We start from the raw sequence: 25,522 nt of genomic DNA on the forward strand, positions 1-25,522 counted from the left end.
GGCGGCGTCACCGCCGGGCGTGGCGGCGGCTCACCCAGGGCGCCGCCGCGATCAGCACGCCGCCGCCGGCCATGCCGATGCCGAGCCGCTCGTCCTGCCGGGCGAGCTCGGTGTCGGCGCCGGCCGACGCCTCGGTCTCGTCGGTGATCTCCTGTACGAGCAGGGGGCGTTGGCGGTCGTACACGGCGGGGTCGGACGCGGTCCCCGCCTGTCCGTAGATGACGAGGCCCCACAGGGCGAGGACGGCGCCGATGAGGCTGACGATCAGGCGCGTACCGGTCATGCGCGGCTCCCGGGTCGTGGTGCGTGCCTGAGAGACCGCCGAGCGGCGGGAAAGGTTGCGTACCGGCCGGTACGCGCCGGTGTCCGGACGTCGGCCACCGCCCGTCGAAGCCCACCCGCCAGTTGTAGGGTCGGTGCACTGGCCGCCTGCGTAACAGCAGGTGGCAGCGGAGTGGACGCCGACGGAGAGGGAGGGTGCCGTGATCGGCATCGCGGACATCGAGGCAGTGGCCGACCGGATCGCCGAGTACGGCGTGCGGACTCCGACGGTGTCCAGTCCCGGCCTGACCGCGCTGCTCGGCGCGCCCGTCACCGCCAAGCTGGAACTGCTGCAGCGGACCGGCTCCTTCAAGGCGCGCGGGGCGACGGCCAAGCTGCTGTCGCTGAGCGAGGCGGACCGCGCGGCCGGCGTGGTGGCGGTGAGCGGCGGCAACCACGGCATCGGGCTGGCCGTGATGGCCGGGGTGCTGGGGCTGAAGGCGACCGTGGTGATGCCGCGCTCCGCGCCCGCGCGTGCCGTCGACATCGCCACGGCGGCCGGCGCTTCGGTACAGCTCACCGACGACATGGAGGGCGCCTTCAAGCTGGTCACGGAGCTGGAGGCGGACGGCCTGACGCTGGTGCACCCCTTCGACGACCCGGTGGTGGTGGCCGCCCAGGGCACCGTGGGCCTGGAGCTGGCGGAGGACGCGGGCGAGCTGACGGACGTGCTGGTCAGTATCGGGGGCGGCGGGCTGATCGCGGGCGTCGCGGCGGCGCTGCGCGCGCGCCGCCCCGGGGTGCGGGTCTGGGGTGTGGAGACCGAGGGGGCGCAGGCGATGTCCGAGGCGCTCGCCGCGGGCGGCCCGGTGCCCGTCGAGCTGTCCTCGATCGTGTCCACGCTGAGCGCCCCGGCCGCCTCGCAGCTCACGTACGACCATGTCGCGGAGCTGGTGCACGAGGTGCTGGTGGTGCCGGACCGGGAGGCGGTGCAGGGCGTCCTGGACCTCGCGGAGCACGCGAAGGTCTGGGCCGAGCCGGCCGCCGGCTGTCTGCTGCCGGCGGCCCGTCAGGTGGTCGAGCGGGTCGGGGACGAGGCCCGCATCGGGCTGGTGCTGTGCGGCGGGAACGCCGCGACCGGCGACGTCATGCGCTGGGCCGAGAAATTCGGCCTGCCGCACTGACGCCCCGGGCGCGGCGTCACCTCACGGCTGCGGCCCTCACGGCTGCAGCAGTGTCTTGACCATGCCGTCCCGCTTGGCCTGGAAGGTGGCGTACGCCTCGGGGCCCTCCTCCAGGGGGAGCCGGTGGGTGGCGAAGTCCTCGACGCCGAGGACGTCCGCGTCGTCGAGGAGCGGGAGGATGTCGTCCACCCAGCGGCGGACGTTCGCCTGTCCCATCCGGATCTGGAGCTGCTTGTCGAACATGGTCAGCATCGGCAGCGGGTCGACGTTGCCGCCGTAGACGCCGGAGATGGAGAGGGTGCCGCCCCGGCGGACCGCGTCGATCGCGGTGTTCAGGGCCGCCATCGGGTCCACCCCGGCGCGTTCGGTGATCTTCTCGGCCACCGGGCTCGGCAGCAGCCCGACGGCCTGCTGGGCGAGCTTCGCGCCTGGCGTGCCGTGCGCCTCCATGCCGACCGCCTCGATGACGGCGTCGGTGCCCCGGCCGTCGGTGAGCCGGCGGATCTCGTCGGCGGTGTGCTTGCCGAACTCGTTGAGGTCCAGGGTGTGCACGCCGCGGTCCCGCGCCCGCGCGAGGCGGTCCGGTACCAGGTCCACGCCGATGACCTTCGAGGCGCCGCGGTGCAGCGCGATCCGGCAGGCCATGTCGCCGATCGGGCCGAGGCCGAGGACCGTGACGGTGCCGCCAGGCGGGACGTCCGCGTACTCCACCGCCTGCCACGCGGTGGGCAGCACGTCGGAGAGGTAGACGAAACGGTCGTCCGGTGGCCCGTGCGGGACCTTGATCGGCAGCTGATCGGCGAACGGCACCCGGAGGAACTCCGCCTGGCCGCCCGGCACTTGGCCGTACAGCTTGGTGTAGCCGAAGAGGGAGCCGCCCTTGCCGCGCTCCCGGACCTGGGTGGTCTCGCACTGCGAGTGCAGGCCCTGGGAGCACATCCAGCAGGTGCCGCAGGAGACGTTGAAGGGCACGACGACCCGGTCCCCCGGCTTGAGCCTGGTCACCTCGGAGCCGATCTCCTCGACGACGCCCATCGGCTCGTGGCCGAGGATGTCACCGGGCTCCAGGAAGGGGCCGAGTACTTCGTACAGATGCAGGTCCGAACCGCAGATGCCGGTGGAGGTGATCTTCACCAGCACGTCGGTCGGATCCTGGATCTTCGGGTCGGGGACGGTGTCGATCCGTACGTCCCGCTTCCCGTGCCAGGTGAGGGCGCGCATCGCTGCCTCCTGCTCGGAACGAGCTGTGTCAGGAGTGGGGGGCGCTCAGGACCGGTGGTCCTGGGCGGTGAATTCCTTGACCAGCGCGCCGTTGAAGGCGCTCAGGTCGTCCGGCTTGCGGCTGGTGATCAGCGTGTTGGGGCCGCCGGTGCAGACCTTGACCTGCTCGTCGACCCAGGTGCCGCCGGCGTTGCGGATGTCGGTCCGCAGGCTGGGCCAGGAGGTCAGGGTGCGGCCGCGCACCACGTCGGCCTCGACCAGCGTCCAGGGGGCGTGGCAGATGGCGGCGACGGGCTTGCCCGCGTCGAAGAAGCCCTTGGCGAAGGCGACGGCCTTCTCGTCCATGCGCAGGAAGTCGGGGTTGGCGACGCCGCCGGGCAGCACGAGGCCGCCGTAGTCCTCGACCCGCGCCTCGCCGACGGTGGAGTCGACGTCGAAGGTGTCGGCCTTGTCGAGGTGGTTGAACCCCTGGATCTGCCCGGCCTTGGTGGAGACCAGCCGCGGGGTGTGCCCGGCGTCCTTCACGGCCTGCCACGGCTCCGTCAGCTCGACCTGCTCGACGCCTTCGGGGGCCACCAGGAATGCGACCTGCATTGCGCTCACGTCCTCACGAAAATGCTCGGAATGATCGGAATAACGGGGTGGTATGGGTGCCTTGTCCAGGGTTCCACGGTGGTGCCGGACCATGCGTGTCGAGCTGGGCCGAACGCGCCGCGCCACCGCTTCCGGTTCACCCCACGTACCGCCGTGCCCCGGACCCCCGCCGCGCCTCCTCCAGTGCCGCGATCCGCGCCTCCGTACCGGCGGAGACGGCGGCCCGCTGCCGCAGTACCCAGGGCAGCCCGGCCAGTGCGTGCCCGAAGGCGCGCAGCGAGGCACGGTCGTGCGGGACGGTGCGTGCCAGGTGCGCCGTGCGCCGCACCGCGGGCAGCAGCGGCCTGCGCAGCCAGGTGAACCACAGTGTGTTCCGCAGCCCCAGTACCCGCCGCTCGGTACTGTCCCGGGCGGTGGACGCCGCGTGATGGATCGTCAGCCGTGCGTCGTACGCGAGCCACCAGCCGCGCTCGATGAGGTCCGTGGCCAGCAGCTCCTCCTCGCCCCCCAGCCACAGCCCCGGGTGGAATCCGCCGCCCTCGCGGAATGCTTCGGTGCGCAGCACGGTCGCGGCCGCGAGGAACGAGCCGAGCGCGGGGCCCGGCAGCCAGTCGGGGCCGGACAGCGGGGAGTCGCGCAGCTCGGCGACCACCGGGTCCTCGGTCCCGGCCGGTTCCACGACGATGCGGGCGGTGACGGCGGCGAGCCGGGGCCGGGCGTCGAGGACGTCCGCCGCGTGCCGCAGGGCGCCGGGGTCCCACCAGGTGTCGTCGTCGCAGAACGCCACGTAGGGCGTGCCGGCGAAGTGGACGGCGAGGTTGCGGCCGACGGCACCGAGGTTGCGGCCCGGACGCAGCAGCCGCACTTCGGGGAACTCCCGCGCCACCGCCTCCGCCGTGCCGTCGGTGGAGCCGTTGTCCGTGACGATGACCGGCGGCCGTTCCGGCAGCGCGCGCAACGAGCGGAGCGTGCGCAGGAGTTCGGCGCGGCGGTTGTGGGTGATGACCACGACGGTCGTGCGGCCGTCCGGCCCGGCCACCTGGTCGGCGGTGTCCGCGGTGTCGAGCGCGGTGTCGTTCCCCTCGTGGTGTGTCATGGCTGGTGTGTCCCTGGTCGTACGGAGGACGGTGTGCGGGCCGGGCGCTCCAGGAGGCCGATGGCGTGTTCCACGTCGGCGGGCAGCGGCCGGCGCCGGGTGAGTGCGGGCGGGATGCGGGCGAGCAGGCCCAACAGAGCGGCCGCGGCGCCCGGTTCGCCGCGGGCTGCCGCGCCGGCCAGCGTGGCGGTGCGGCGCAGGGCGACGCGCAGCGGGCGGCGCAGCCAGCCGGTGAGCGCTTCGTTGCGTTGCAGCAGCGGGGACCTGCCGGGCTTGGCGGCGGCGTCCGGGTGGTGGTGGGCGGTGAGCTCGGGGGTGTACGTCACGCCCCAGCCCGCCGCCGCCAGGTCGTAGGCGAGCAGCGTCTCCTCGGCACCGAAGAAGAGCAGCGGGTGGTAGCCGCCGACGTCGAGGTAGGCGCTGCGGCGGACGACGACGGCGCAGGCCAGGAAGCCGAGGACGGGCGTGCCCGGGAACCGGTCGGACGCCGGCAGCGGCGAGTCGGCGAGCACGGCGTTCAGCGGGTCCTCGGCGTTGTCGGGCCCGACGAGGGTGCGCGCCGCCACCAGTCCGAGGTCCGGATGGTCGTCCAGGAGCCGGGCCGCGGTGGTCAGGGCGCCGGGGGCCCACCAGGAGTCGTCGTCGCTGAACGCGACATAGGGGGTACGGGCGTGCCGCACCGCGAGGGTCCGGCCGAGCGCGCCGGTGTTGCGGCCGGGGCACAGCACTTCGGCGCCGGCCGGGTGGGCGCGTACGGCGTCGGCGGTGCCGTCGTCGGAGCCGTTGTCCACGACGATCACCGGGGGCCGCTCGGGGAGTTCGGCGAGCCGGTCGAGAGTATGCAGGACCCCGTTGCGGCGGTTGCGGGTGATGATCGCGACGGTGGTACGGGCCGGGCGCTGCGCGCTGTCCCCGGCGAGCCCGGAGACGGCGTGCTGGTCGGCGGTCATGGGCGGGCCTCCCCGGTGGTCCGGGGCCGGGCCGCGCCGGGTGCGCTGTGGTACGGGACCGCGCCGGGGGCCCGGAGCCTGCGCCGCAGCCGGGCGCGGCCGGACGGCGTGCCGCCGGCCTCGGTGGCGCGGGGCATGGGCGTGACCTCGCGGTCGTGCCAGAGCACGGCTTCCAGTACCTCGTCCACGCCGATCCGCAGCAGCAGCGGGTCGGGCTCGGTGCCGTGCGGGTCGCCGGGCGGGCCCGGGTGCCACAGGGCGGTGTGCCGGTCGCTGGGCGGCGGGCCCCACAGGCGCGGCGGTACCGGCCCGAAGAGGGTCACCGAGGGTGTGCCGTGCGCGACGGCCAGGTGCGCGGTGCCGGTGTCGCCGCTGACGAGCACGGCGGCGTGCGCGACCAGCGCGGACAGCTCGGCGAACGGCAGCCCGCCGGTGAGGACTTCGCCGGGCCCGAGCCCGGCGGCCTCCGCGACGGTGAGGGTCAGGTCCTCCTCCCCCGGGCCGCCGAGCACCACCACCCGCCGCCCGGCGGCGCGCAGCCGGGCGGCGACCGCGCCGAAGCGGCGGGCCGGCCAGCGGCGGGAACCGGCGTCGGCCCCGGGGTGGATGACCACGGCGCCCGGTGCGGCGGAGGGCTCCTCGGGGGCCGGGATGCGGTAGTCCTCGGGGTCGGCGGGGATGCCGTACGCGCCGAGGACGCTGCACCAGCGGGTGCGTTCGTGCTCGCCGCGCTCCCAGACGCCCAGCGCGGCGGCGGGCGAGTCCCGGGCCGCGTACGCGATGAGCCGTCCGGGGTGCAGCTCCGCGAGCACGTCGGCGCTGGCCGGGCCGTTGCCGTGCAGGTCGACGGCGACATCGGGGGGCGCGCCCGGCCAGTGCCGCAGCGAGGGCACGCCGCGGGACGGTGCCTGCGCGGCGAGCACGGCGTCCACGGCGCCGGTGGCCAGCGCCGCGTCGGTCAGGCCCGGCGGTGCGGCGAGCACGATCGCGTGGCCGGGGAAGTGCCGGCGTACGGCGCGCAGCGCGGGCACCCCGGCCAGCAGGTCGCCCAGGCCCAGCGCGCGCAGCACCAGCAGGCGGGGGCGGGGCGAGGCGGGCCCGGTCGGTACGGCGGCGGAGGTCATCACACCACCCTGTCGGCCGCGGCGCCGGGCAGCGGGTCGCCGTGCGGCTCGGCGAGCCGTCCTGCGGCGCGCTCGGCGAGCTTGGTGCTGGACCGCCCGTCCAGGTACGGCAGCAGCATGACCTGGCCGCCCCAGCCCTCCAGTACCTCCGTCTCCGGCATCCGGGTCAGGGCGTAGTCGCCGCCCTTGACCCAGATGTGCGGGCGCAGTTCCTGGAGTACCTGCTCGGGGGTGTCCTGTTCGAAGACGGTGACGGCGTCGACGCAGCCGAGCGCCTGGAGGACGCGTACCCGGTCGGCGGCGGGCACGATGGGCCGTTCGTCGCCCTTGCGGCGGCGTACGGAGGCGTCGGAGTTCAGGCACACGATGAGGCAGTCGCCGGCCCGGCGGGCGGCCTGCAGCAGCGCGACGTGCCCGGCGTGCAGCAGGTCGAAGCAGCCGCCGGCCGCGACGACGGTGCCGCCCGCCGCGCGTACCCGGGCCGCGAGTTCGGCGGCGCTCTCGCCGCCGCCCTGCGGTGCGGCGGCGGAGGTGAAGTGGGTGGTGAAGCCGTGTGCGCCGCCGTCCTCGACGAACTGCGTGGCCGCGTGGACGGCGCCCTGCACGGCGTCCTCGGGCAGCGCCTCGTCGGCCAGCAGCCCGGCGGCGCAGGCGGCGAAGCAGTCCCCGGCGCCGCAGGCGTCGCCCTGCGCGCTCCACGGTGCGGGCACCAGCATGGGCGCCTCGCCGTGCGTCAGCAGCGCGCCGCGCTCCCCCATCGTCACCGCCACCGAGGCGGCCTTCCAGGACCGCAGCAGCGTACGGGCGTCGGATGCGGCCTGGGCGAGCTGTACGCGCGCGCCGTCGGCGGCCGGCTCGTCGCCCGCGCCGCCCCGGCGAGTACGGGTCACGGCCGGCCGGGCCTCCTCGGCGAGCACCGTGGCGAAGGCGCGCGCCTCGGCCGCAGCCGGGGTGGCCAGCTTCACGCCCGGGACGGGCGGCTGCCCGTTGGGGTGCGGATCCCAGACCAGGGGTACGTGCCGGGCGGCGCGGGCGAGCGCTCCGCGTACCGCGTCGGCGGTGCCCCGGCCGTAGTCCGCGACGAGCACGGCGCCCGCGGCGGCGATGGCCCGCTCGGCCTCCTCCGTCGCGCCGCCCGCCCGGCCGTCGCCCTCGTCCAGGCGCAGCAGCGGGCGGTCCCGTGCCATCAGCCGCGTCTTGCTGGACAGCGCGCCCGACAGCGGGAGTTCGACCAGCTGGACCCGGTCGGAGAGCAGCCGGCGCAGGGTACGGCTGGTCTCGTCGTCGCCGAGCGCGGTGACGAAGGTGACCTCGCGGCCGTCCTCGGCGGCCAGGCAGGCGGCGAGCGCCGCGCCGCCCGGCCGGACGGTGCGGCGCAGGCCCTTCAGTACAGGCACCGGCGCGTCGGGCGCGAGGCGTTCGGCGCGCCCGGACAGATCGTGGTCGAGCAGGCTGTCGCCGACGACGAGCAGCGGCGCGGTACGGCTCATGCTTCCTCCACCCGTACGGTGTCCAGGACCGGTTCCTGGCGTACGGCGCCGTCCTGCCGGGCGACGGTCCGGTCGAACGCCTCGCAGATCATGTGGACGGCGACCAGGTGGAGTTCCTGGACGGTGGCGGGCACCGGCGCGTCCACGCACAGCGCCTCGTCCCCGGCCGCCTCCAGCGGGTTGGGGGCCGGCCCGGTCAGCGACCAGACGGTCATGCCGATGCGGCGGGCCTCGGTGGCGGCGGTCAGCAGGTTGGCGCTGGCGCCGCTGGTGGACATCAGCAGCAGGATGTCGCCGGGGCGGCCGTGGGCGCGGGTCTGCCGCGCGAACACCTCCTGCACGCCGTAGTCGTTGGCGATGGCGGTGGTGGAGGAGGTGTCGGCGTGCAGCGCGAGCGCCGAGTAGGCCGGGCGGTCCTCGCGGTACCGGCCGACGAGTTCGGCGGTGAGGTGCTGCGCCTGGGCCGCGCTGCCGCCGTTGCCGGCGACCAGCAGACGGGCGCCCCGGCCCAGCCGGTCGGCCAGGCGGCAGCCCCAGGATTCGATGCGGGAGGCGGAAGCGCGGAAGCGGGCCAGCGCGTCCTGCAGTTCGTCGCAGTGCCGGCCGTCGTCGAGTGCGGTCATCGGGCCACCCCCGAGAGTGCGGGTACGGAGAGCAGGCCGTCGTAGACGGCGGCGACGCCTTGGGCGACGCGGTCCCAGGTGTAGCGGTCCAGGGCGCGTTCGCGGCCCGCGGCGCCGAGGCGGGCGAGCAGTTCGGGGTCGTCCAGCAGGTTCCGGATGATCCGGTCCAGGCCGTGTTCCTCGACCGGCGGGACGAGGACGCCGGTGACCCCGTCGACGACCGTGTCGAGGTGTCCGCCGACGGCGGTGGCGACCACCGGGGTGCGGCAGGCCATCGCCTCGATGGGGACGATGCCGAACGGCTCGTAGCGCGGCAGCGAGAGCACCAGGTCGGCGCTGGACATCAGTGCCGGCATCTCGTCGTGCGAGACCCGGCCCAGCAGCCGTACCCGCTCGCTCACGCCGTGCTCCTCGGCCACCTTGCGCAGCCGGTTCGCCTCCGGGTCGTCGAAGAGCAGCGGCTCCTCGGGCCCGCCGGCGATGAGCAGTTCGGCGTCCGGGATGCCGGCCAGGGCGCGGATGGCCCGGTCGAAGCCCTTGCGGGGGACGAGCCGGCCGACGGCGAGCAGCCGTTTGGGCGCGTCGGGGCGCCGGGCGTCGGGTACGGGCGCGAAGTGGGTGGTGTCCACGCCGCACGGCACGACGCGTACGTGGTCGCGCGGGATGCCCATCGCGAGCAGCTCGCCGACCTCGTCGGAGCAGGTCGCGAGGACGCGGCGGCACGTTCTGCCGATGCGGGCCTCGGTCTCGATGCGCTCGGGCGGGCTGGTGTCGTCCGAGCCCTGGTAGCGCCGCTTGACGGTGCCGAGCGCGTGGTAGGTCTGGACGACGGGGATGCCCAGTTCGCGGGCGCCGGCCAGGGCCGCCGTGCCCGACATCCAGAAGTGCGCGTGCACGAGGCCGGGCGGCGCCGCGGCCCACGTACGCGCCAGGTAGCGGCCGAACTCCGGCATGTGCGCGGGCAGTTCGTCCTTCGGCACGGGGGCCGGGGGGCCTGCCGGCACGTGCACGACCTTGAAGCCGTCGCGGGTGGTGACCGTGTGCGCCAGTGCGGGATCGTCACGCCGGGTGTAGACCGTGACGTCGTGCCCGCGGCGGACGAGGTGCCGGGCGAGCTGTGCCACGTACACGTTCTGACCGCCCGCGTCCGGGCCGCCGAGTGCGGCCAGCGGGCTGGCGTGCTCGGAGACCATGGCGACGTGGGGCGCGGATGCTGCGTGCTTCATCGCGTGACCTCTTTCATGAGTTGATCCCAGTCGTCCAGGAAGCGCCCCACCCCGAAGCGGGCCTGTACGGCGGCCCTCGCTTCCCGGCCCGTCCGTTCGGCGAGGTCCCGGTCGGCGACGAAGCCGCGGACCGCGTCGGTCAGCGTCTCCAGCCGGTTCGAGACCACGCCGGCCCCCTCGGGGACGGCCTCGCGTACCTCGGTGGTGTCCAGTGCCACGACGGGCATCCCGAGAAACATGGCTTCCAGCAGCGAGAGCCCGAGCGAGGTCCACCGGATCGGGTGGACGTACACCCGGCAGCGGGCCAGCGCCGTGTGCAGCTCCTCCTGCGGCAGGTCACGGGTGCGGCACCGGTCCGGCGGCAGGCCCAGATGGCCGGCCAGCCCCTCGGTGCGCATGCCGAAGACGTCCAGCGGCGCCGCGGCGGCGAACCGCGGCAGCAGGTCGGTACCGGTGGTACGGCCGCGCCGCACCGGTTCGTTGACGACGACGGCGGCGCGCTGCTCCTCGCCGGTCCAGCGCGGGCCCGGGTCGATGATGCCGTGTTCCACGACGGTGGTCGGGGCGCGGCCGTTGTCCCACATCAGCCGGTTGAAGTGGGTGACGTGGACGAGCGGGATGTCATCGCGGTCGGCGAGCGGGTGGCGGGTGTCCACGGGCGTCTCGTGCGGGCTGTTGTGCTCGACGTAGACCGCGGGCACGTCGCGTCCCGGGCGCCGCCCGGTCCATTCGTACGCCAGCTCCGCCTCGTGCGGGCGTTGCAGGACCATCAGGTCGATGTCGGCCTCGCGCAGCTGCTCCGGGGAGAGTTCCTGGACGGAGGCCGGCCAGTCCCAGGTACGGGCGCGGCCCAGGCCGTCCGGGCCGCGGTCCGGCGTCACCGGGACCAGGTAGGTGTGCGCCCCCTGGACGAATGCGGTGATCCAGGAGCCGTGCACATGCCAGATGAGGATGTTCATGTGCTCTCCTTGAGCAGTTTCTGCACGGCGAGCACCACGTCGGTCGCGGTGACGTCGTCCAGGCAGGGGTGTCCTGGCTGCGGGCAGTGCCGCGCACGGGTCCCGGCGCACGGCGCCTGCTGGTCGCCGAGGAGGATCGTCGACACTCCGTACGGCGCCCACCGCTCGGCGGGTACCACGGGAGCGAACAGCGACACGACGGGCGTGCCGACGGCCGCCGCCAGGTGCGCGGGCCCGGTGTTCCCGCTGACCACGACGTCGGCGGAGCGCAGCACTCCGGCCAGCCCGCGGGGGTCGGTGCGGCCGCCGAGGTCGCGCGCCACGGTGCCGCTGACCTCACGGGTCAGCTCGGTCTCATCAGGCCCGCCGGTGACGATGACGCGGTGGCCCGCGTCGGCCAGCGCGGCGACCGCCTCGGCGCAGCGGTACGGGCTCCAGGCGCGGGCCGGCGCGCTGGCGCCGGGGTGCACCACGACGTAGGGGCCGTTGCCGGTGAGGCCCACGGTGTCCGGCGGCGGCAGCACGCGCAGCCGGCCGTCGTCGGTGGGCTCGGGGACGAAGCCGAGCGCGGCGGCGGTGTCGAGCGCGGCCTCGGCCTCGTGCCGGCCCGGCAGCCGCCGGTGGCGTACGTCCAGCAGCCGGCCGGGGTGGTCGCGGCTGTCGGCGCCGATACGGCCGACGTGCGCCATCCGCAGCAACAGGGCGGCGGGCAGCGGACTTTGATGGTGGGAGGTGAGGATGAGGGCCGTGTCGTACGCGCCGTCACGCACCCGGCGGATCAGGCCGTGCACGTCCGCGTCCTCGACGCTCGGCGGGCTGAAGCCCTCCCAGGGCGCCTCCCACACCAGTACCTCGTCGACCCCGGGCAGCATCCGCGCCGCGTCCTCGCCGCGCGGCCCGCACACCATCGTGACGTGCGAGGAGTGTGCGGCGACGGCCCGGACGGCCGGGCCGGCCAGCAGCACGTCGCCGAAGCTGTCGAGGCGTACCACGAGTGACCTCATCGGTCCCACCCCCAGGTCTCGGCGGCGGGGACGGGCGCGGTCTCCGGGCCGTGGCCGAGCAGCTGCCGTACGGCGCTGAGCACGTCGGGCGCGGTGTGCGGCGCGGCGGTCACCTCTTCGGCGCGGGTGACGGCGTTCGGTACGAGGACGGCGCGGGCACCGGCCGCCTGCGCGGCCAGCACGTCGGCGCCGATGTCCCCGATCACCACACACTTCTCGGCCGGTACGGCGAGCCGGCGGGCCGCCTCGATGACCAGGCCGGGCTTGGGCTTACGGCAGTGGCACCCGTCCTCCGGGTGGTGCGGGCAGTACACCCAGGTGCCGAAGCCGCCGAGGGCGTCGTCCACCCGGGCGTTCACCAGGCGGACCTGATTCTCGGTCAGCAGGCCGCGGCCCACGCCCGACTGGTTGCTGACGACGGCGGTCGGGATGGCGGCGGCGCGCAGCAGCCGGAGCGCTTCGGGCACGCCGGGCAGCACGCGGACCAGCCGCGGGTCGCTGTTGTAGGGCACGTCCTCGATGAGCGTGCCGTCCCGGTCGAAGAGGACGGCGGCGGGCCGCTCGTGCCGCCCGCCGGACGTATCCCCCGCCGGAAGCGTGTCGTCGTGGCGCGGATCGCTCATGCGGCACCTCGCCAGGCCGCCGCGCGCCGGTGCGCCAGCTCGCCGCGCAGCCGGTGGGCGACGGCGAGCGGCGGGATCACCGCGCTGGTGCAGAGCATGGTGGTGACCTCGTGCCGGGTGCGCGGGCCCGGGGCGATGCGGGCCCAGGCGAACTCGGCGGTGCCGAGCGCCCACAGGGACCCGGCGAGCGCGGCGGCACGCGGGCGGCGGGCCAGCGCCAGGGCTGCCGCCGCCGTCGCGGCGGCGGTGATGGCGGCGTGCCGGGCGAGCCGGCCGCGCGGCGCGTCGGCCCGGTGCCACCAGTCGCCGCCGTGCAGCCGCCGCATCAGGGCGTCGTCGGCGTTGCCGCGCTGGACACGTACGGAGACCCAGCGGTCGGCGGGGCGTACCGGGTGGTGGGTGACGCGCTCGCCGCGGCGCAGGACCCAGCCCGCGTCCAGTACGCGCAGCGCCAGGTCGGCGTCCTCGCGGAAGGCGCGCGGGAACCGCTCGTCGAAGCCGCCGACGTCGCGGAGCGCCGCGCTGCGGTAGGCCATGTCGGCGGTCGCCCAGGCGGCGCCTTCCAGCCCAGCGGTGCCGCGCTCCCAGTCGGTGTGGCGCCGGCCTGCGTCGAGCGGCACGTGGATGCGGCCCTGCACGCCGCCGGTGCGGACGTCCGCCGCCGCCAGGTCGGCGGTGAGCCGGCGGCTCCAGTCGGGCGTCACCCGCACGTCGTCGTCGAGGAAGACGACCCAGGGCGTGCCGACGGCGGCCAGGCCGGCGTTGCGGGCTGCGGCCGGGCCGCGCCCGCCGGTGGCCGTCGTACGGACGCGGTCGCGCAGCGGGCCCGCGGCCTCCAGCGGCAGCGGCTCCCCGGGCTCGGGCCGGTCGTCGACCAGTACCACCTGGTCGGGCCACGGCTCGCCGGCCTCGGCGAGGGCCCGCAGGCAGTCCGTCAGACAGGGCCTGCCGAGGGTCGGTATCACAACGGCGTAGGAGACCTCCGCTCCGGCGGCGCGGTGGACGGGGTCCGCGGTGCCGGTCGCGGTACTCGCGGGGGTGTCGGGTGGTGTCATGCGAACGCCCTCCCCCGGCGGACCGCGAACGGCCCGATGGCCAGCAGGTCGACCGGCGCGCTGCCGAAGCACTCCAGCGCCTCGCGCGGGCTGTCGACCATGGGGCGGCCCGCCGTGTTCAGGCTGGTGTTGACCACGACGGGGATGCCGGTGCGCCGGTCGAAGGCCGCCAGCATCCGGGCCACCAGCGGTTCGGTGCGCTCCTCGACGGTCTGCACGCGGGCCGTGCCGTCGACGTGCACCACGGCGGGGATCTTCGCGCGCCACGGCTCGCGGACGTCGTGCACGAAGAGCATGTACGGGCTGGGCAGCGGCCCGCCCTCGAACAGCTCGGCCGCCCGGTCCTCCAGGACCATCGGCGCGACGGGCCGGAACTCCTCGCGGCCCTTCACGGCGTTGAGCCGTTCCAGGTTGTCGGGGTGCCCGGGGTGCGCGAGCAGGGAGCGGTGGCCGAGCGCGCGCGGGCCGTACTCGCTGCGGCCCTGGTACCAGGCGACGATGCCGTTGTTCGCCAGCTCCTCGGCGACCGTCTCGGCGATGTCGTCGGGCTCCTCGTACGGTACGGCGGCCTCCTCCAGGACGGCCCGCAGCTCCTCGTCGGACCAGCCGCGGCCGAGCGCCGCGGTCGGCATCGGGGAGACGGGGGCCGCTTCCTGCTCCTGGGCGACGTGCAGCGCGGCGCCGAGCGCCGTGCCGGCGTCACCGGCGGCGGGCTGGACCCAGATGTCCTCGTACGGGCCGTCCCGGTACAGCCGGGAGTTGGCCACGCAGTTCAGCGCGACGCCGCCGGCCAGGGACAGGGTCCGCCGGCCGGTCTTCTCGTGCAGCCAGCGGCCGAGGTCGAGCGTCATGTCCTCCAGGCACGCCTGGGCGCTGGCGGCGAGGTCGGCGTGGTCACTGGTGATCCGGCGCCCCGCGAGCCGGCGCGGCACCATCCGCTCCCAGGGCACGTGTTCGGCGACGTAGCCGCCGGTGCCATCGGCGTAGACGTACTCGCGCAGCTGGTCGCGGAAGCGGGGCGTGCCGTAGGAGGCGAGCGCCATCACCTTGTACTCGTCGCTGCTGCGCAGGAAACCGAGGTGGTCGGTGAGCTCTTCGTAGAACAGGCCGAGGGAGTGCGGGAGTTCCTGGGCCGCGAGGACCTTCAGCTCGCCGTCGGAGTAGGCGCCCGCGAGGTGCGAGGCGCACTCGCCCCGGCCGTCGAGGACCAGGACGGCGCTGTCGTCGTACGGGGAGGCGAGCCCGGCGGAGGCCGCGTGGGCGACGTGGTGGGCCACGAAGCGGACGCGTTCGGGCTTCAGGCCGGGCAGCGCCTCGGCGAGGAACTCCGGTGCCCGGCGGGCGTACTCCTGGCGGAGGTGGTCCCAGGGGTCGTCCAGGCCCATCGCCTCGGCGGGACGGGAGAGTTCGGGGTCGTAGGAGTAGGCGACGGCGTCGAGGTCCGCGGGGGTCAGGCCGGCCTGTTCCAGGCACCAGCGGGCGGAGAGCTCGGGCAGTTCCCAGGCGGAGAAGGGGACCGGGCGCTTGCCGTGCTTACGACGGCTGAACCGTTCCTCCTCCGCGGCCGCGACGGTCGTGCCGTCGATGACGAGGGCTGCTGCGGGGTCGTGAAAGAGAGCGTTGACACCAAGGACGCGCATGGAGTGATCCGTTCACGGGTGCGGGGCTTCTTCGGGCGGGGCGGCATGGGCGGGAGGGGCCGCTGCCGGCTGCGCGGTGAGCCGTTCGCGGGGGTCGCGGCTCGCGAAGTAGCCGATGGTGCGCTTGATGCCTTCCTCCCACGCGACCTTCGGCTCCCAGCCGAACATCTCGCGGGCCAGCGTGGTGTCGGGCCGCCGCCGTTCGGGGTCGTCCTCGGGCCGTTCGATGTACCGCAGCTCCGACCGGGAGCCGGTCAGCGCGATGATGCGGTGCGCGATCTCGGCGATGGGTGTCTCCTCACCGCCGCCGATGTTGACAGGGCGTACCGCCCGGCTCGCGGCCACCAGCAGGATGCCGTCGACCGTGTCGTCGACGTAGCACAGCGAGCGGGTCTGCTCGCCGCTGCCGGCCACGGTCAGCGGCTCGCCGGCCAGCGCCTGGCAGATGAACGTCGGGACCGCCCGGCCGTCGTGGGCGCGCATCCGCGGGCCGTAGGTGTTGAACATCCGCACGATGCCGGCGTTGGTGCCCTTGGCTCCGACGTGCGCGGTCACCAGCGCCTCGGAGAACCGCTTGGACTCGTCGTACACGCTGCGCGGGCCGACCGGGTTGACGTTCCCCCAGTAGTCCTCGCGCTGCGGGTGCATGAGGGGGTCGCCGTACACCTCGGAGGTGGAGGCGAGGACGAGGCGTGCGCTGTCGCGGTGCGCGATGGCCAGGGCGTTCCGCGTCCCGAGGCTCCCGACGTCGAGCGTCTCCAGAGGCATCCGGAGGTAGTCGGCGGGTGAGGCGGGGCACGCGAAGTGCAGGACCAGGTCGTAGGGGCCGCGGAGTTCGTCCACGCACTGCGGGAGGCAGACGTCCCGGTCCAGGAAGCGGAAGCCGGGGCGGCCGAGCAGGTGCTCGATGTTCTCCATCGACCCCGAGCACAGGTTGTCCACGCAGTCGACCTCGACGTCGCTCTCCAGCAGGCGTTCGCAGAGGTGCGAACCGAGGAAGCCGGCACCTCCGGTCACGACGGCACGCCGCCACGTCGGTTGCAAGGGCAGGGCAGTCACGCGTCGTCCTCCTTTCCGTGCGGCATGGCACTGGGTGGCACGGACCTCGAGTGTCCCATTTCCATGCTTTTACACATCTGCGTCCGTTCTACCGGCGACGGCCGGGGTACGCCTCTTGAGTGCGCGACAACGCAAAGGAGCACGGCATGCGAGAGCCCCTCAACGCCCTGACCGACGACCTGCTCGCCCGTCCCGGAGGACCCGGACGGACGCTGCTGACCGGGTGGTTCAGCTTCGACGACGGCGAGGTCACGGTCGGCGACGCGCTGGCCCAGCGCCGGGTCTCCCAGGCGCTCACGGCGTGCGGCATCGCGCACGACACCGCCTGGAGCCGCGGCTTCGCACCGGAACGCATGCCGCTGGACGCCGCGGACCCCGCCGCGTACGGCCATGTCGTCTTCACCTGCGGACCGGCGCACGGGGAGCAACTGCGGCGACTGCACCGGCAGTTCAGCGCCTGTCGGCGGCTCGCCGTCGGCGTGAGCGTCATCGACCCCGAAGACCCCGCGGTGACCGGCTTCGACCGGGTCTTCGCCCGGGACGAGCCGGCCGCCGCGCCCTCTGTGGACCTGGCCGCCACGGCCCCGCTGCACCCCGTGCCACCCCTGGCCGGGGTGGTGCTGACGTACGGGCAGGGCGAGTACGCGGAGCGGCGGCGGCACGACACGGTCGGCGGACAGCTGATCGAGTGGCTCACCCGGCTGGACTGCACACGGGTGGCCGCCGACACCCGGCTCGCCATCGACGACTGGCGGCACTGCGCGACGCCGGAGCAGTTCATGGGGCTCGCCGCCCGGCTCGACGCCGTGGTCACCAACCGGCTGCACGGCATGGTGCTGGGGCTGCGCGCGGGCACGCCGGTACTGGCCGTCGATCCCGTACTGGGCGGCGCGAAGGTGAGCGCCCAGGCGCGGGCGCTGCGCTGGCCCGCCGTGGTCCCGGCGGACGAGGTGACGCCGAAGGCGCTGGACCGGTGGTGGGAGTGGTGCCTCTCCCCCGCGGGCCGCGCGGCGGCGGGGCGGCGGGCGCGGCTGATGGAGCGGGCCCGCGTGTCCCACCGGCCATGATTACGTTCCGCGATTCCGGTAACCCGAGGGACAGGAACAGTCCCCCTGATATGAGGAGGAATCGTGCTCAGCGCCATCGCCGACGTGCTGCGGGCCATCGGCAGCACCATTGCCGCCGTGGTCACCCTGCCTTTCCGTGCGCTCGCCCGGCTCTTCGGCGGCGCCTCGCGGGGCGCCCACTGAACCGGCGCGGACAGCTCTCACGGAGGAGTGCGAGGCCATGACGGCGGACCGGCGGAAGACCGTACAGGCCCTGCTGGAGACGCACGGGCAGACCTATGCCGCGGAGGCGGGCATCACGCTCCGCGACACCCCGCAGCCGCTGTACCAGCTGCTCGTACTGTCCTGCCTGCTCAGCGCGCGCATCCGGGCCTCGGTGGCGGTGGCAGCGGCCCGCGAGCTCTTCGAGGCGGGGATGCGGGACGCCCGGTCCATGCGGGACGCGACCTGGCAGCAGCGGGTCGACGCGCTGGGCCGGGGCAGCTACCGCCGGTACGACGAGCGCACGTCCACCCAGCTCGGGGACGGCGCGCAGCTGCTGCTGGACGAGTACCACGGTGATCTGCGGCGGCTGCGGGACGAGGCCGGCGGGGACGTGGACCGGCTGAAGGAGCTGCTGCAGAAGGTGCCCGGGCTCGGCCCGGCCGGCGCGGACATCTTCCTGCGCGAGGCCCAGGCCGTGTGGCCGGACCTCGCTCCGTACATCGACAGCAAGGCCCAGCAGGGCGCGGAGCGGCTGGGCCTGCCCAAGAAGCCGGAGGAGCTGGCGCGGCTGGTGTCCGCCGGCGACACCGCCACGCTGGCCGCTGCCCTGGTCCGGGCGGCGCTGGAGAAATCCGTGGTGGAGGACGTCCAGGAGGAGACCTCATAGCGAGACGAGCAGGAGACGTCACAGCGACGCGAAGGGGCCGGGACTCGGATGAGTCCCGGCCCCTTCGCGCGTGCGGGGTGCGTGCCCGTCCCGTCAGGCGGCGGTCCGGTAGGCCGCCGCGGTGACCGGCGCGGTCCGGATCGTGCCCTTGCGGGCGTGCAGCAGTGCACCCAGGCCGGTCACGGCCGCGATGATCAGGCCACCGGCCACCAGGGCGCCGCGCGCGCCGACCTGCTCCATCAGGAGGCCGAGCAGCGGCGGGGCCACCAGGCCCCAGCCCGTGCTCAGGCTCCGCCAGACGCCGAGCACGCGGCCGCGCATGTTCGCCGGCGGGTCGGTCTGCAGCACCGTCGTGCCCGCGGTGTCGGAGACCGACTCCACCACCGACATCGGCAGCACGAGGACCAGCAGGAAGATCAGCGAGGGCGAGAGCCCCGCGACGACCTGGAGCAGCGCACCGGCGGCGGCGAGCGCGCCGACGAGCTTGACCGAGGGCTTGCGCAGCCGTGCGGCGAGGATCGCGCCGACGATGCCGCCGGCGGCCAGGACGGAGGAGACCGTGCCGAACGCGCCGGCGCCCGCGCTGAGCGGACCGGTGACCAGGACGGCCAGGGTGAGCTGGTAGTTCCGGCCGAAGACGGCGCTCAGGCCGGTGATCACGGCCAGCGCCACCAGCCGCGGGCGGCGCATGAAGAAGGCCATGCCCTCGCGGGCGGTCATGGCGGGCTCGGGGTCGACGGCGACCGGCTCGGCGACCGGCTTGGGGGCCTTCTCCAGGCTCACCGGTGCGTTCGTCCCGCCCTTGTCGGCGCCGGACCCACGAAGCGCCTGGCTGACCGGCCGCAGGAAGGGGATCACCGCGGCGACGAAGAGGAAGGAGAAGCCGTTCGCGGCGTACGCGGCGCCCGTGCCGAGGACACCGACGGCCACACCGGCCAGCGCCGTACCGCCGAGCCGGCCCACGCTGTGCACCAGCGAGCCGACCGCGATGGCGGAGGGCACGTCCTCCCGGCGCACGAGGTCGTTGCCGAGCAGCGCGGTGGCGGGGCCGTCGACCGTGGCGATCAGGCCGGTGACCGCGGACAGCGCCATGAGCACGCCGTAGTTGAGCTGGTCGGTCGCCACCAGGAAGGCGGTGGAGAAGGCGACCAGCCCCAGGACGGCCTGGCTCACCGCGGCGGTGAGCTTCCGGGGCCAGCGGTCGACGGCGGCGCCGCCGAACAGGCCCATCAGGAGGCCGGGCCCGGCCTGTACGGAGAGCGACAGCCCCGTGGCGGCGGCGGACCCGGTGAGCTGCAGCACCAGCAGGTTCTGGACGGTCAGCTGCATCCAGGTACCGGCGTTGGAGACCAGGTTGGCCACCGACCACCAGCGCATGCTGCGGTAGCGCAGCGAGCGCCACGGTGCGTGGTCGCCGCCGGCGCCGCCCGTACGGCCGCGCCCGAAGAGGTACTTCAGGTTCGCGGTGTACCGGCGTACGACGGAGGGGGCTTTGTCGCCCCGTGGATCACCGGCGGGATCGGCCGGCTCGGCGACGGGGTCGGCGGGGACCGCGGAATCGGCGGCGGTCGCACTGTCGGGTGCGGTCGCCTGCGCGGGGACGCGGCCAGGAGCAAGGACGGGAGAAGGCACTAGCGGAACACTTCGTGATGAGCCCGTCAGGCTCGGAAAGCGGCTCGGCGGGCGCGCGGGCACGGCTGTGTGCGGTGGCGGGCCTGGGGTGCCGAGAATCGGTCGATGCCGGGCCGGAAGGAGTACGCAGTGCGCACGCCTCGGGCACGACAAGATTCGACTTTCACATACCGGTGCGGCCGATCAAACGGGTACGGGGTGCGATGGCCGTCACCCTGCCGCGGATCCCTTGTGCCCCAAGGGTTCCACCGAGTGGGTGCGCATTCTCACAAGGAGCGGTGAGCCGGTGACACACGGGTACTCGCTGACCGCCCGACGTTGCGTTTGCACGATGTGTGACGGTTCCGCAAGGTGGGTGCAGTGGGGCAGAAACGGGCACCCGTTGTTCTGCACCGGCCGGAGAAGACACCGGCGAGGTCCCGCGGAACGGCAGTCCAGGAGAGGAGAGCGGCCATGTCCGACGAGGCGATGGGTGACGAGGTGTACCAGCCGCCCGCCTACGACGTGTCGGCCAAGCCCGACGACCTCGACATGGAGGACGCCCTCGACGAGCCCGACGCCGACCAGCAGCTGGACGAGGGGTACTCGCCGCCGGAGAAGCCGTTCGCGGTGAACCAGACGGGCACGACGGCGAACGAGCAGCGCGAAGGCGAGAGCCTGGACGAGCGGCTGGACAAGGAGCTGCCGGACGTGACGCCGCCCGCCGGCGACGGCATCGGTGACGAGCCGGACAGCGACGGCGAGCCGGTGGACGAGCAGGCGGGCGAGGACCGCGCCGGGCGCATCGTCGGCGGCGACCAAGGCTTCCCGAACCGCGGCCGGAACGCCAACGACGTCGTCGCCCGGGACGTGGGCATCGACGGCGGCGCCGCGGGTGCCGAGGAGGCGGCGGTGCACATCGTGGACGACGAGAACGTCAACGACGACGAGTCCCCGCCGCTGCCCTGACACGGTGGAAAGAGGGCATGACCGAGGACGCTCCGGCCGTCACCGCCGTACGCGGACCGCTCGTCCGCTTCCCGGCCGATCCGTTCCGCACCGGCCGCGACGAGGCGTTCGCGTACGCGCCGGACGGGCTGCTGATCTGCGCCGACGGCCGGGTCACCGCGGCCGGTGAGTACGCCGCGCTGCGCCACCGGCTCCCCGCGGGCGTCAGCCCCGCCCACTACCCGGACCACGTCATCGTCCCCGGGTTCGTCGACACCCACGTGCACGGCGTGCAGACGGACGTCATGGCGGCGTTCGGCGCCGACCTGATGGGGTGGCTGGAGCGGCGCGCGTTCCCCGAGGAGGAGCGGTTCGCCGACGGCCGGTACGCCCGCGAGGCCGCCGCCGTCTTCTGCGACGCGCTGCTGCGCAACGGCACCACCACCGCGCTGGTCTTCGGCTCCGTCCATCCGGAGTCCGCCGACGCGCTGTTCGAGGAAGCGGCCCGGCGGAACCTGCGGATCGCCTGCGGCAAGGTCCTGATGGACCGCAACGCGCCCGCCCCACTGCTCGACACGGCACAGCGGGGTTACGAGGAGTCCAAGGCGCTGCTCGCCCGCTGGCACGGCAAGGGGCGCGCCCAGTACGCGATCACGCCCCGCTTCGCGCCCAGCAGTACGCCGGAACAGCTGGAGGCGGCCGCCGCGCTGTGGCGGGAACACCCCGGCACGCTCCTGCACACCCATGTCTCGGAGACGCCCGACGAGGTCGAGTGGGCCCGCTCGCTCTTCCCCGGGCGCGCCGGCTACCTGGACGTGTACGACCACTACGGGCTGCTCGGGCCGGGCGCGGTCCTCGCCCACGGCGTCCACCTCTCCCCCGCCGAGCGCGACCGCTGCGCCGCCACCGGCACCGCGCTGGCCCACTGCCCCGGCTCCAACCTGGCGCTGGGCAGCGGGCTGTTCCCGGTGCGGGAGACCGCGGGCGGCCCGCACCCGGTGACCGTCGGGCTCGGCACGGACGTCGGCGCGGGCCCGACCTTCTCGATGCTGTCGACGGCGTACGAGGCGTACAGGGCCGCCGCGCTCTGCGGTGCCCCGATCGACGCCGTGCAGGCGTACTACCTGGCCACGCGGGGCGGTGCCGCCGCGCTGGGCCTCGCGGAGACCGTCGGCTCCCTCGCGCCCGGCCAGGAAGCGGACTTCGTGGTGCTCGATCCCCGGGCCACTCCGCTGCTCGCCCGGCGCGCGGCGCGCGCCGAGGACATCGAGGAGCTGCTGTTCGTCCTGGCGGCGATGGGCGACGACCGCGCGGTGCGCGCCACGTACGTCGCGGGGCGGCGCGCCCACGACCGGGACGCCGCACCGGCCGGGGGCAGCCGGGGCGGTCGGTGACCGGCCGGGGTTCAGACACAGGCTCTCAGCGGCCGAGGGCCTTGGCCAGCTCGTCCTTGGACATCGAGGAGCGGCCGTCGATGTTCTTCTTCTTGGCCTCGTTGTAGAGCTGGTCCTTCGTCGGTCCCTTGGAGCCCGTGCGGTTGCCGGAGCGCTGGCCGCCCCGCTGCGACGCCGACTTGGTGTCCTGCGTGGAGCTCCTGCTCGCCGACTTGGACTCACCGGAGCGCGCCCGCTCCTTGTTCACCGTCCGCGCGGCGATCTCCTTCGCCCGCCCGGACGAGGTGCCCCGCTTCTCGGCGCCTTCCTTGATGTGCTCGTACTGACGCTCGCGCTTGTTGCTGGAACCTCGCGGCATGTCACGTCTCCTTGTGGTCGGCCCCGTCCCGCCGGGAGTGCGGACCGGTGGCACGTTCCACTCCACTCCTCACGTCCGCGCGCCGCGAGAGGAGGTGGGCCGTTCGGGCACGCCGTCCGCGCCGGCCAGCCGGACCGCGCACTCCAGCATCATCGCGTGCACGAAGGACTGCGGGAGATTGCCCCGCAACTGACGCTGTGTGATGTCGTACTCCTCGGCGTACAGCCCGGCCGTGCCGCACGCGGCACGGTTGCGCTCGAACCAGCGGTACGCCTCGATCTCCCTCCCCTGCTGGTGTTCCGCCAGCGCCATCACGAAGCCGCAGAGCACGAAGGCGCCTTCCGCCTCCTCCAGCGGCCGGTCGTCGTGCCGGAAGCGGTACGCGTAGTGGTGGTCCGTCAGGCGCTCGGTGTAGGCCCGCAGCGTGGCGCGGGTGCGTGGGTCGTCGGCGGGCAGCGCGCCGCGCAGGGACGGAATGAGCAGGGCCGCGTCCAGTGCCGGGTCGTCGGCGGCGCGCTGCCAGTGGCCGTCGGGGTGCAGCGCGGTGGCGGTGGTGGCGTCGAGGAGGGTGTCGGCGAGCGCGCGCCACTTGCGGGCCTGCGGTCCCGGCGGCCCGGCCGCGGCCATCGCGCGCAGCCCGCCGGAGCAGATGAGGCGGCTGTGCGTCCAGGCGCGCGCGTCCAGTTCCCAGATGCCGGCGTCCGGCTCCCGCCAGCGGTGCGCGACGGCGTCCGCGGCGATCTCCGCGGCCTTCCAGCCGTCGCCGTCGAGCCGGCCGGCCCGGGCCGCGGCGGCGAACAGCAGCAGCGCCTCGCCGAAGGCGTCGAGCTGGAACTGCCGGTTGACCTTGTTGCCGATCCGGTCGTAGCCGCCGGGGTAGCCGGCCAGGTCCAGTTCCCGCTGGTCGGGTACGGGTCCGCCGTCGGCCGTGTACGCGGGGGTGATCCCGGGCCCGTCCTCGTGCAGCCGCGCGCCGATGAAGCCGACGGCGGCGTCGAGCAGCGGGTAGTGCCCCACCGCCGCCATGGCCTGGCCCGCGTAGCACTGGTCGCGGATCCAGACGTACCGGTAGTCGTAGTTGCGGCCCTCTTCGGCGCGTTCGGGCAGGCTGGTGGTGGCCGCCGCGATCATGCCGCCGCGCGCGCCGGTCATGCCGCGCAGCACGGCGTAGGACTGGCGGGCGTCCGCGGCGGCGACGGTGTGGTCCAGCGCGGGGACCGCCTCCTGCCAGGCCCGTTCGGTGCGGGCCCAGGCGGCGTCGGGCTCCGGTGGCGGGCCGTCCGGCGCGCTGCGGCCGATCTCCAGCACGAAGTCGTGCTGGCGGCCGGGGTCCAGGCACAGGTCGAGGACGAGGCGGGTGGCGCGGCGGCGGTCGAAGTGTCGGCCGGTACCGGAGCCGGTACCGGTGCCGGGGTCCGCTTCGGGGCCGGGGTCCGCCGGTTCGTCCGTGAGGCGGGCTTCCGCGCCGCCCGTCCAGCGCAGGTGCAGGCCGCCGGCCCGGGCGGTCCACACGCCGTGCTCGTCGCGGTGCGGCTCGCGCAGCGGCTCGGCGCCGTAATCGGCCAGCGGGTGCAGCACGACCCGCAGCCGGGCGGGGCCTTCGCAGGCCAGCACCCGGCGCAGCAGGACGACGCGGTCGGGGTCGCCCGGGTACGCCAGTGCCTCCCGGCACTCGACGATGCCGCTCTGGGTGATCCAGCGGCTGCGCCAGATCAGCGTGCCCCCTTCGTAGTGGCCGCCGGGCACGTACCGCTCCCGCGGCGTCACCGCGTAGACCCCGCCCCCGCCGATGAGGGTGGCGAAGACCGCCTCGTCGTGCCAGCGCGGGGCGCACAGCCAGCAGATCTCGCCGCGCGGGCCGACCAGCGCCGCCCGCTCGCCGTCGGCCAGCACGGCGTAGTCGCGCAGTACCTGGGGCGGATAGGCGTGGCTTTCGGGCAGTTCGATGGCGGTCATCGGTCTCCGTGGGGTGCGGGAGTGCTCCGTACCGGGCGGGCGCGGGTCAGCCGGTGCGGTACTGCTCGGCCAGGTCGGCGCGGAGCGTCAGCCCGTGGCCCGGCGCGCCGTCGGCGCCGGGCGTGATGCTGCCGCCGGCCGGGTCGAGGGCGCCGTCGAAGAGCAGGTTCTCGATGCGCACGTGGTCGTGGAACCACTCCAGGTGGCGCAGGTTGGGCACGGCGGCGGCCGCGTGGGCGTGGACGTGCGGCGCGCAGTGGCCCGAGAGGTCCAGCCCGGCGGCCTCGGCGAGCGCGGCGGCGCGCAGCCAGACGGTGAGGCCGCCGCAGCGGGTGGCGTCGGCCTGCAGGCAGTCCACCGCGTCGGCGCGCAGCATGTGCCCGAAGTACGGCAGGGCGTAGCCGTATTCGCCGGCGGTGACGTCGGGGGTGACGGCGGCGCGAATGTGTGCGAGCCCGGTGAGGTCGTCGGAGGAGACCGGTTCCTCGAACCAGGTGACGCCCTGGCTCGCGAGGTGAGCCGCGACGCGGACGGCCTGTTTGCGGGAGTAGCCGCCGTTGGCGTCGACGTAGAGGTCGGTGGTGTCGCCGATGGCGCGGCGGGCCGCGGTGACGCGCTCGGCGTCCCGCCACGGCGCGGTGCCCCACGACTCACCGATCTTGATCTTGACGCGCGGGATGCCCTGCTCCTCGACCCAGTGCCGCAGCTGGCGCTCCTGCTGCCCCGCGTCGTACGTGGTGAAGCCGCCGCTCCCGTACACGGGGACCTCCGCCCGGCACGCCCCGAGCAGCCGTACCAGGGGCAGGTCCAGCAGCCGGGCCTTGAGGTCCCACAGCGCGAGGTCGACGGCCGAGATGGCGCCGGCGATGAGGCCGGGCCGCCCCGCGTTGCGGACGGCCCGGCTCATCGCCTCGTTGGCGCCCGGCACATCGAAGGCGCAGCGCCCGGTCACCACGTCCGCCAGCTGGCCGCTGACGACCTGTGCGGTGGCGGGCGCGCCATAGGTGTACCCGAAGCCGGTGGCGCCGCCGGAGCGCACGGTGACCAGCACCAGCGTCGTGGAGTTCCAGGTGAGGGTGCCGTCGCCCTCCGGGGCGTCGGGGGGGGGGGGGGTTTCCCCCCGCCCCCCCCCCAAACACCGGGGGCCCGCGCCCCCCGGGGGGGCGGGGGGGCAAACAGGGGATTTTCGGCAGCACGGGCCGGGCCGG

Annotated in this window: 25 protein-coding genes; 6 read left to right on the forward strand and 19 right to left on the reverse strand. The window is 74.7% G+C overall.

The genetic code is table 11. The features are described 5' to 3' along the window. Positions 1–7 precede the first annotated feature (7 nt). Entirely contained in the window at positions 8–283 is a 276-nt protein-coding gene (locus ABT381_RS25845; protein ID WP_351598820.1) for a hypothetical protein, read from the reverse strand. Between the two features lie 199 nt (positions 284–482). On the opposite strand from ABT381_RS25845, the gene ABT381_RS25850 reads away from it, so the two are divergent. Continuing rightward, entirely contained in the window at positions 483–1,445 is a 963-nt protein-coding gene (locus ABT381_RS25850; protein WP_351598822.1) for a threonine/serine dehydratase family protein, read from the forward strand. A 36-nt stretch (positions 1,446–1,481) separates the two neighbouring features. Here the strand turns inward: ABT381_RS25850 and ABT381_RS25855 are convergent, their stop codons facing one another. The 14 genes from ABT381_RS25855 to ABT381_RS25920 form a co-directional block, all read right to left on the reverse strand. Further along, positions 1,482–2,666 carry a zinc-dependent alcohol dehydrogenase gene (locus tag ABT381_RS25855; RefSeq protein WP_351598824.1) on the reverse strand — a complete coding sequence of 395 codons (1,185 nt, stop codon included), beginning with the start codon at positions 2,664–2,666 and terminating at the stop codon, positions 1,482–1,484. Positions 2,667–2,711: 45 nt separating this feature from the next. After that, positions 2,712–3,260, reverse strand: coding sequence for a type 1 glutamine amidotransferase domain-containing protein (locus ABT381_RS25860; RefSeq protein ID WP_351598826.1), 549 nt, complete (start codon positions 3,258–3,260; stop codon positions 2,712–2,714). Positions 3,261–3,396: 136 nt separating this feature from the next. After that, on the reverse strand, positions 3,397–4,356 hold the full coding sequence (locus tag ABT381_RS25865; protein WP_351598828.1) for a glycosyltransferase family 2 protein: 960 nt from the start codon (positions 4,354–4,356) through the stop codon (positions 3,397–3,399). Further along, positions 4,353–5,306: a glycosyltransferase family 2 protein gene (locus ABT381_RS25870; RefSeq protein ID WP_351598830.1), complete on the reverse strand. Its 954-nt coding sequence runs from the start codon at positions 5,304–5,306 to the stop codon at positions 4,353–4,355. The genes ABT381_RS25865 and ABT381_RS25870 overlap by 4 nt, the downstream gene beginning before the upstream one ends. Next, positions 5,303–6,430, reverse strand: coding sequence for a glycosyltransferase family 9 protein (locus ABT381_RS25875; RefSeq protein ID WP_351598832.1), 1,128 nt, complete (start codon positions 6,428–6,430; stop codon positions 5,303–5,305). The genes ABT381_RS25870 and ABT381_RS25875 overlap by 4 nt, the downstream gene beginning before the upstream one ends. After that, the gene (gene rfaE2 / locus ABT381_RS25880) at positions 6,430–7,920 is read right to left on the reverse strand and encodes a D-glycero-beta-D-manno-heptose 1-phosphate adenylyltransferase (protein WP_351598834.1); all 1,491 of its coding nucleotides are present in this window, start codon (positions 7,918–7,920) and stop codon (positions 6,430–6,432) included. The genes ABT381_RS25875 and rfaE2 overlap by 1 nt, the downstream gene beginning before the upstream one ends. Further along, complete coding sequence (locus ABT381_RS25885) at positions 7,917–8,543, reverse strand: D-sedoheptulose-7-phosphate isomerase (protein ID WP_351598836.1); 627 nt, start codon at positions 8,541–8,543, stop codon at positions 7,917–7,919. Before ABT381_RS25885 ends, rfaE2 begins: the two co-directional genes overlap by 4 nt. Continuing rightward, complete coding sequence (locus tag ABT381_RS25890; RefSeq protein ID WP_351598838.1) at positions 8,540–9,769, reverse strand: glycosyltransferase; 1,230 nt, start codon at positions 9,767–9,769, stop codon at positions 8,540–8,542. The genes ABT381_RS25885 and ABT381_RS25890 overlap by 4 nt, the downstream gene beginning before the upstream one ends. Further along, positions 9,766–10,728 (reverse strand): glycosyltransferase, encoded by a 963-nt coding sequence (locus ABT381_RS25895; protein ID WP_351598840.1) that lies wholly within the window; start codon positions 10,726–10,728, stop codon positions 9,766–9,768. Before ABT381_RS25895 ends, ABT381_RS25890 begins: the two co-directional genes overlap by 4 nt. Then, positions 10,725–11,732, reverse strand: coding sequence for a glycosyltransferase family 9 protein (locus ABT381_RS25900; protein WP_351598842.1), 1,008 nt, complete (start codon positions 11,730–11,732; stop codon positions 10,725–10,727). The genes ABT381_RS25895 and ABT381_RS25900 overlap by 4 nt, the downstream gene beginning before the upstream one ends. Beyond that, complete coding sequence (locus tag ABT381_RS25905; protein WP_351598844.1) at positions 11,729–12,355, reverse strand: D-glycero-alpha-D-manno-heptose-1,7-bisphosphate 7-phosphatase; 627 nt, start codon at positions 12,353–12,355, stop codon at positions 11,729–11,731. Before ABT381_RS25905 ends, ABT381_RS25900 begins: the two co-directional genes overlap by 4 nt. Beyond that, on the reverse strand, positions 12,352–13,410 hold the full coding sequence (locus tag ABT381_RS25910; RefSeq protein ID WP_351598846.1) for a glycosyltransferase family 2 protein: 1,059 nt from the start codon (positions 13,408–13,410) through the stop codon (positions 12,352–12,354). Before ABT381_RS25910 ends, ABT381_RS25905 begins: the two co-directional genes overlap by 4 nt. Then, positions 13,407–15,050 carry a carbamoyltransferase family protein gene (locus tag ABT381_RS25915; protein WP_351598848.1) on the reverse strand — a complete coding sequence of 548 codons (1,644 nt, stop codon included), beginning with the start codon at positions 15,048–15,050 and terminating at the stop codon, positions 13,407–13,409. The genes ABT381_RS25910 and ABT381_RS25915 overlap by 4 nt, the downstream gene beginning before the upstream one ends. Before the next feature lie 12 nt (positions 15,051–15,062). Then, positions 15,063–16,109 carry an NAD-dependent epimerase/dehydratase family protein gene (locus tag ABT381_RS25920; RefSeq protein ID WP_351598850.1) on the reverse strand — a complete coding sequence of 349 codons (1,047 nt, stop codon included), beginning with the start codon at positions 16,107–16,109 and terminating at the stop codon, positions 15,063–15,065. 146 nt (positions 16,110–16,255) lie between these two features. Here ABT381_RS25920 and ABT381_RS25925 point away from each other — a divergent pair, with 146 nt between their 5' ends. The 3 genes from ABT381_RS25925 to ABT381_RS25935 all read left to right on the forward strand — a co-directional run bounded on the left by ABT381_RS25925 (position 16,256) and on the right by ABT381_RS25935 (position 18,047). Next, positions 16,256–17,176 (forward strand): polysaccharide pyruvyl transferase family protein, encoded by a 921-nt coding sequence (locus ABT381_RS25925; protein WP_351598852.1) that lies wholly within the window; start codon positions 16,256–16,258, stop codon positions 17,174–17,176. A 63-nt stretch (positions 17,177–17,239) separates the two neighbouring features. Continuing rightward, positions 17,240–17,359, forward strand: a complete 120-nt coding sequence (locus ABT381_RS25930; protein WP_281179349.1) for an LPFR motif small protein — start codon at positions 17,240–17,242, stop codon at positions 17,357–17,359. Positions 17,360–17,396: 37 nt separating this feature from the next. Then, on the forward strand, positions 17,397–18,047 hold the full coding sequence (locus ABT381_RS25935) for an HhH-GDP family DNA glycosylase (RefSeq protein WP_351598854.1): 651 nt from the start codon (positions 17,397–17,399) through the stop codon (positions 18,045–18,047). Positions 18,048–18,140: 93 nt separating this feature from the next. Here the strand turns inward: ABT381_RS25935 and ABT381_RS25940 are convergent, their stop codons facing one another. After that, positions 18,141–19,505, reverse strand: a complete 1,365-nt coding sequence (locus ABT381_RS25940) for an MFS transporter (protein ID WP_467754655.1) — start codon at positions 19,503–19,505, stop codon at positions 18,141–18,143. 627 nt (positions 19,506–20,132) lie between these two features. Here ABT381_RS25940 and ABT381_RS25945 point away from each other — a divergent pair. Both ABT381_RS25945 and guaD read left to right on the forward strand, forming a co-directional pair. Further along, a complete protein-coding gene (locus ABT381_RS25945) occupies positions 20,133–20,627 on the forward strand; it encodes a DUF5709 domain-containing protein (RefSeq protein WP_351598856.1) in 495 nt (164 codons plus the stop codon). A 17-nt stretch (positions 20,628–20,644) separates the two neighbouring features. Next, positions 20,645–22,000, forward strand: coding sequence for a guanine deaminase (gene guaD / locus ABT381_RS25950; RefSeq protein ID WP_351598858.1), 1,356 nt, complete (start codon positions 20,645–20,647; stop codon positions 21,998–22,000). 25 nt (positions 22,001–22,025) lie between these two features. Here guaD and ABT381_RS25955 read toward each other — a convergent pair whose 3' ends face one another. The 3 genes from ABT381_RS25955 to ABT381_RS25965 all read right to left on the reverse strand — a co-directional run bounded on the left by ABT381_RS25955 (position 22,026) and on the right by ABT381_RS25965 (position 25,449). Continuing rightward, the gene (locus tag ABT381_RS25955) at positions 22,026–22,358 is read right to left on the reverse strand and encodes a plasmid stabilization protein (RefSeq protein WP_351598860.1); all 333 of its coding nucleotides are present in this window, start codon (positions 22,356–22,358) and stop codon (positions 22,026–22,028) included. Positions 22,359–22,427: 69 nt separating this feature from the next. After that, complete coding sequence (locus tag ABT381_RS25960; protein WP_351598862.1) at positions 22,428–24,314, reverse strand: glycoside hydrolase family 15 protein; 1,887 nt, start codon at positions 24,312–24,314, stop codon at positions 22,428–22,430. 46 nt (positions 24,315–24,360) lie between these two features. Continuing rightward, positions 24,361–25,449 (reverse strand): enolase C-terminal domain-like protein, encoded by a 1,089-nt coding sequence (locus ABT381_RS25965; RefSeq protein WP_351598864.1) that lies wholly within the window; start codon positions 25,447–25,449, stop codon positions 24,361–24,363. Positions 25,450–25,522 lie beyond the last annotated feature (73 nt).

Source organism: Streptomyces sp. NPDC000151 (assembly GCF_040301705.1).
GTDB lineage: Bacteria > Actinomycetota > Actinomycetes > Streptomycetales > Streptomycetaceae > Streptomyces.

What these genes read in the sequence shown, in the direction of transcription:
- ABT381_RS25845 (WP_351598820.1), bottom strand. Translation starts at nt 283, where the DNA reads ATGACCGGTACGCGCCTGATCGTCAGCCTCATCGGCGCCGTCCTCGCC.
- ABT381_RS25855 (WP_351598824.1), bottom strand. Translation starts at nt 2,666, where the DNA reads ATGCGCGCCCTCACCTGGCACGGGAAGCGGGACGTACGGATCGACACC.
- ABT381_RS25860 (WP_351598826.1), bottom strand. Translation starts at nt 3,260, where the DNA reads ATGCAGGTCGCATTCCTGGTGGCCCCCGAAGGCGTCGAGCAGGTCGAG.
- ABT381_RS25865 (WP_351598828.1), bottom strand. Translation starts at nt 4,356, where the DNA reads ATGACACACCACGAGGGGAACGACACCGCGCTCGACACCGCGGACACC.
- ABT381_RS25870 (WP_351598830.1), bottom strand. Translation starts at nt 5,306, where the DNA reads ATGACCGCCGACCAGCACGCCGTCTCCGGGCTCGCCGGGGACAGCGCG.
- ABT381_RS25875 (WP_351598832.1), bottom strand. Translation starts at nt 6,430, where the DNA reads ATGACCTCCGCCGCCGTACCGACCGGGCCCGCCTCGCCCCGCCCCCGC.
- rfaE2 (WP_351598834.1), bottom strand. Translation starts at nt 7,920, where the DNA reads ATGAGCCGTACCGCGCCGCTGCTCGTCGTCGGCGACAGCCTGCTCGAC.
- ABT381_RS25885 (WP_351598836.1), bottom strand. Translation starts at nt 8,543, where the DNA reads ATGACCGCACTCGACGACGGCCGGCACTGCGACGAACTGCAGGACGCG.
- ABT381_RS25890 (WP_351598838.1), bottom strand. Translation starts at nt 9,769, where the DNA reads ATGAAGCACGCAGCATCCGCGCCCCACGTCGCCATGGTCTCCGAGCAC.
- ABT381_RS25895 (WP_351598840.1), bottom strand. Translation starts at nt 10,728, where the DNA reads ATGAACATCCTCATCTGGCATGTGCACGGCTCCTGGATCACCGCATTC.
- ABT381_RS25900 (WP_351598842.1), bottom strand. Translation starts at nt 11,732, where the DNA reads ATGAGGTCACTCGTGGTACGCCTCGACAGCTTCGGCGACGTGCTGCTG.
- ABT381_RS25905 (WP_351598844.1), bottom strand. Translation starts at nt 12,355, where the DNA reads ATGAGCGATCCGCGCCACGACGACACGCTTCCGGCGGGGGATACGTCC.
- ABT381_RS25910 (WP_351598846.1), bottom strand. Translation starts at nt 13,410, where the DNA reads ATGACACCACCCGACACCCCCGCGAGTACCGCGACCGGCACCGCGGAC.
- ABT381_RS25915 (WP_351598848.1), bottom strand. Translation starts at nt 15,050, where the DNA reads ATGCGCGTCCTTGGTGTCAACGCTCTCTTTCACGACCCCGCAGCAGCC.
- ABT381_RS25925 (WP_351598852.1), top strand. Translation starts at nt 16,256, where the DNA reads ATGCGAGAGCCCCTCAACGCCCTGACCGACGACCTGCTCGCCCGTCCC.
- ABT381_RS25935 (WP_351598854.1), top strand. Translation starts at nt 17,397, where the DNA reads ATGACGGCGGACCGGCGGAAGACCGTACAGGCCCTGCTGGAGACGCAC.
- ABT381_RS25945 (WP_351598856.1), top strand. Translation starts at nt 20,133, where the DNA reads ATGTCCGACGAGGCGATGGGTGACGAGGTGTACCAGCCGCCCGCCTAC.
- guaD (WP_351598858.1), top strand. Translation starts at nt 20,645, where the DNA reads ATGACCGAGGACGCTCCGGCCGTCACCGCCGTACGCGGACCGCTCGTC.
- ABT381_RS25955 (WP_351598860.1), bottom strand. Translation starts at nt 22,358, where the DNA reads ATGCCGCGAGGTTCCAGCAACAAGCGCGAGCGTCAGTACGAGCACATC.
- ABT381_RS25960 (WP_351598862.1), bottom strand. Translation starts at nt 24,314, where the DNA reads ATGACCGCCATCGAACTGCCCGAAAGCCACGCCTATCCGCCCCAGGTA.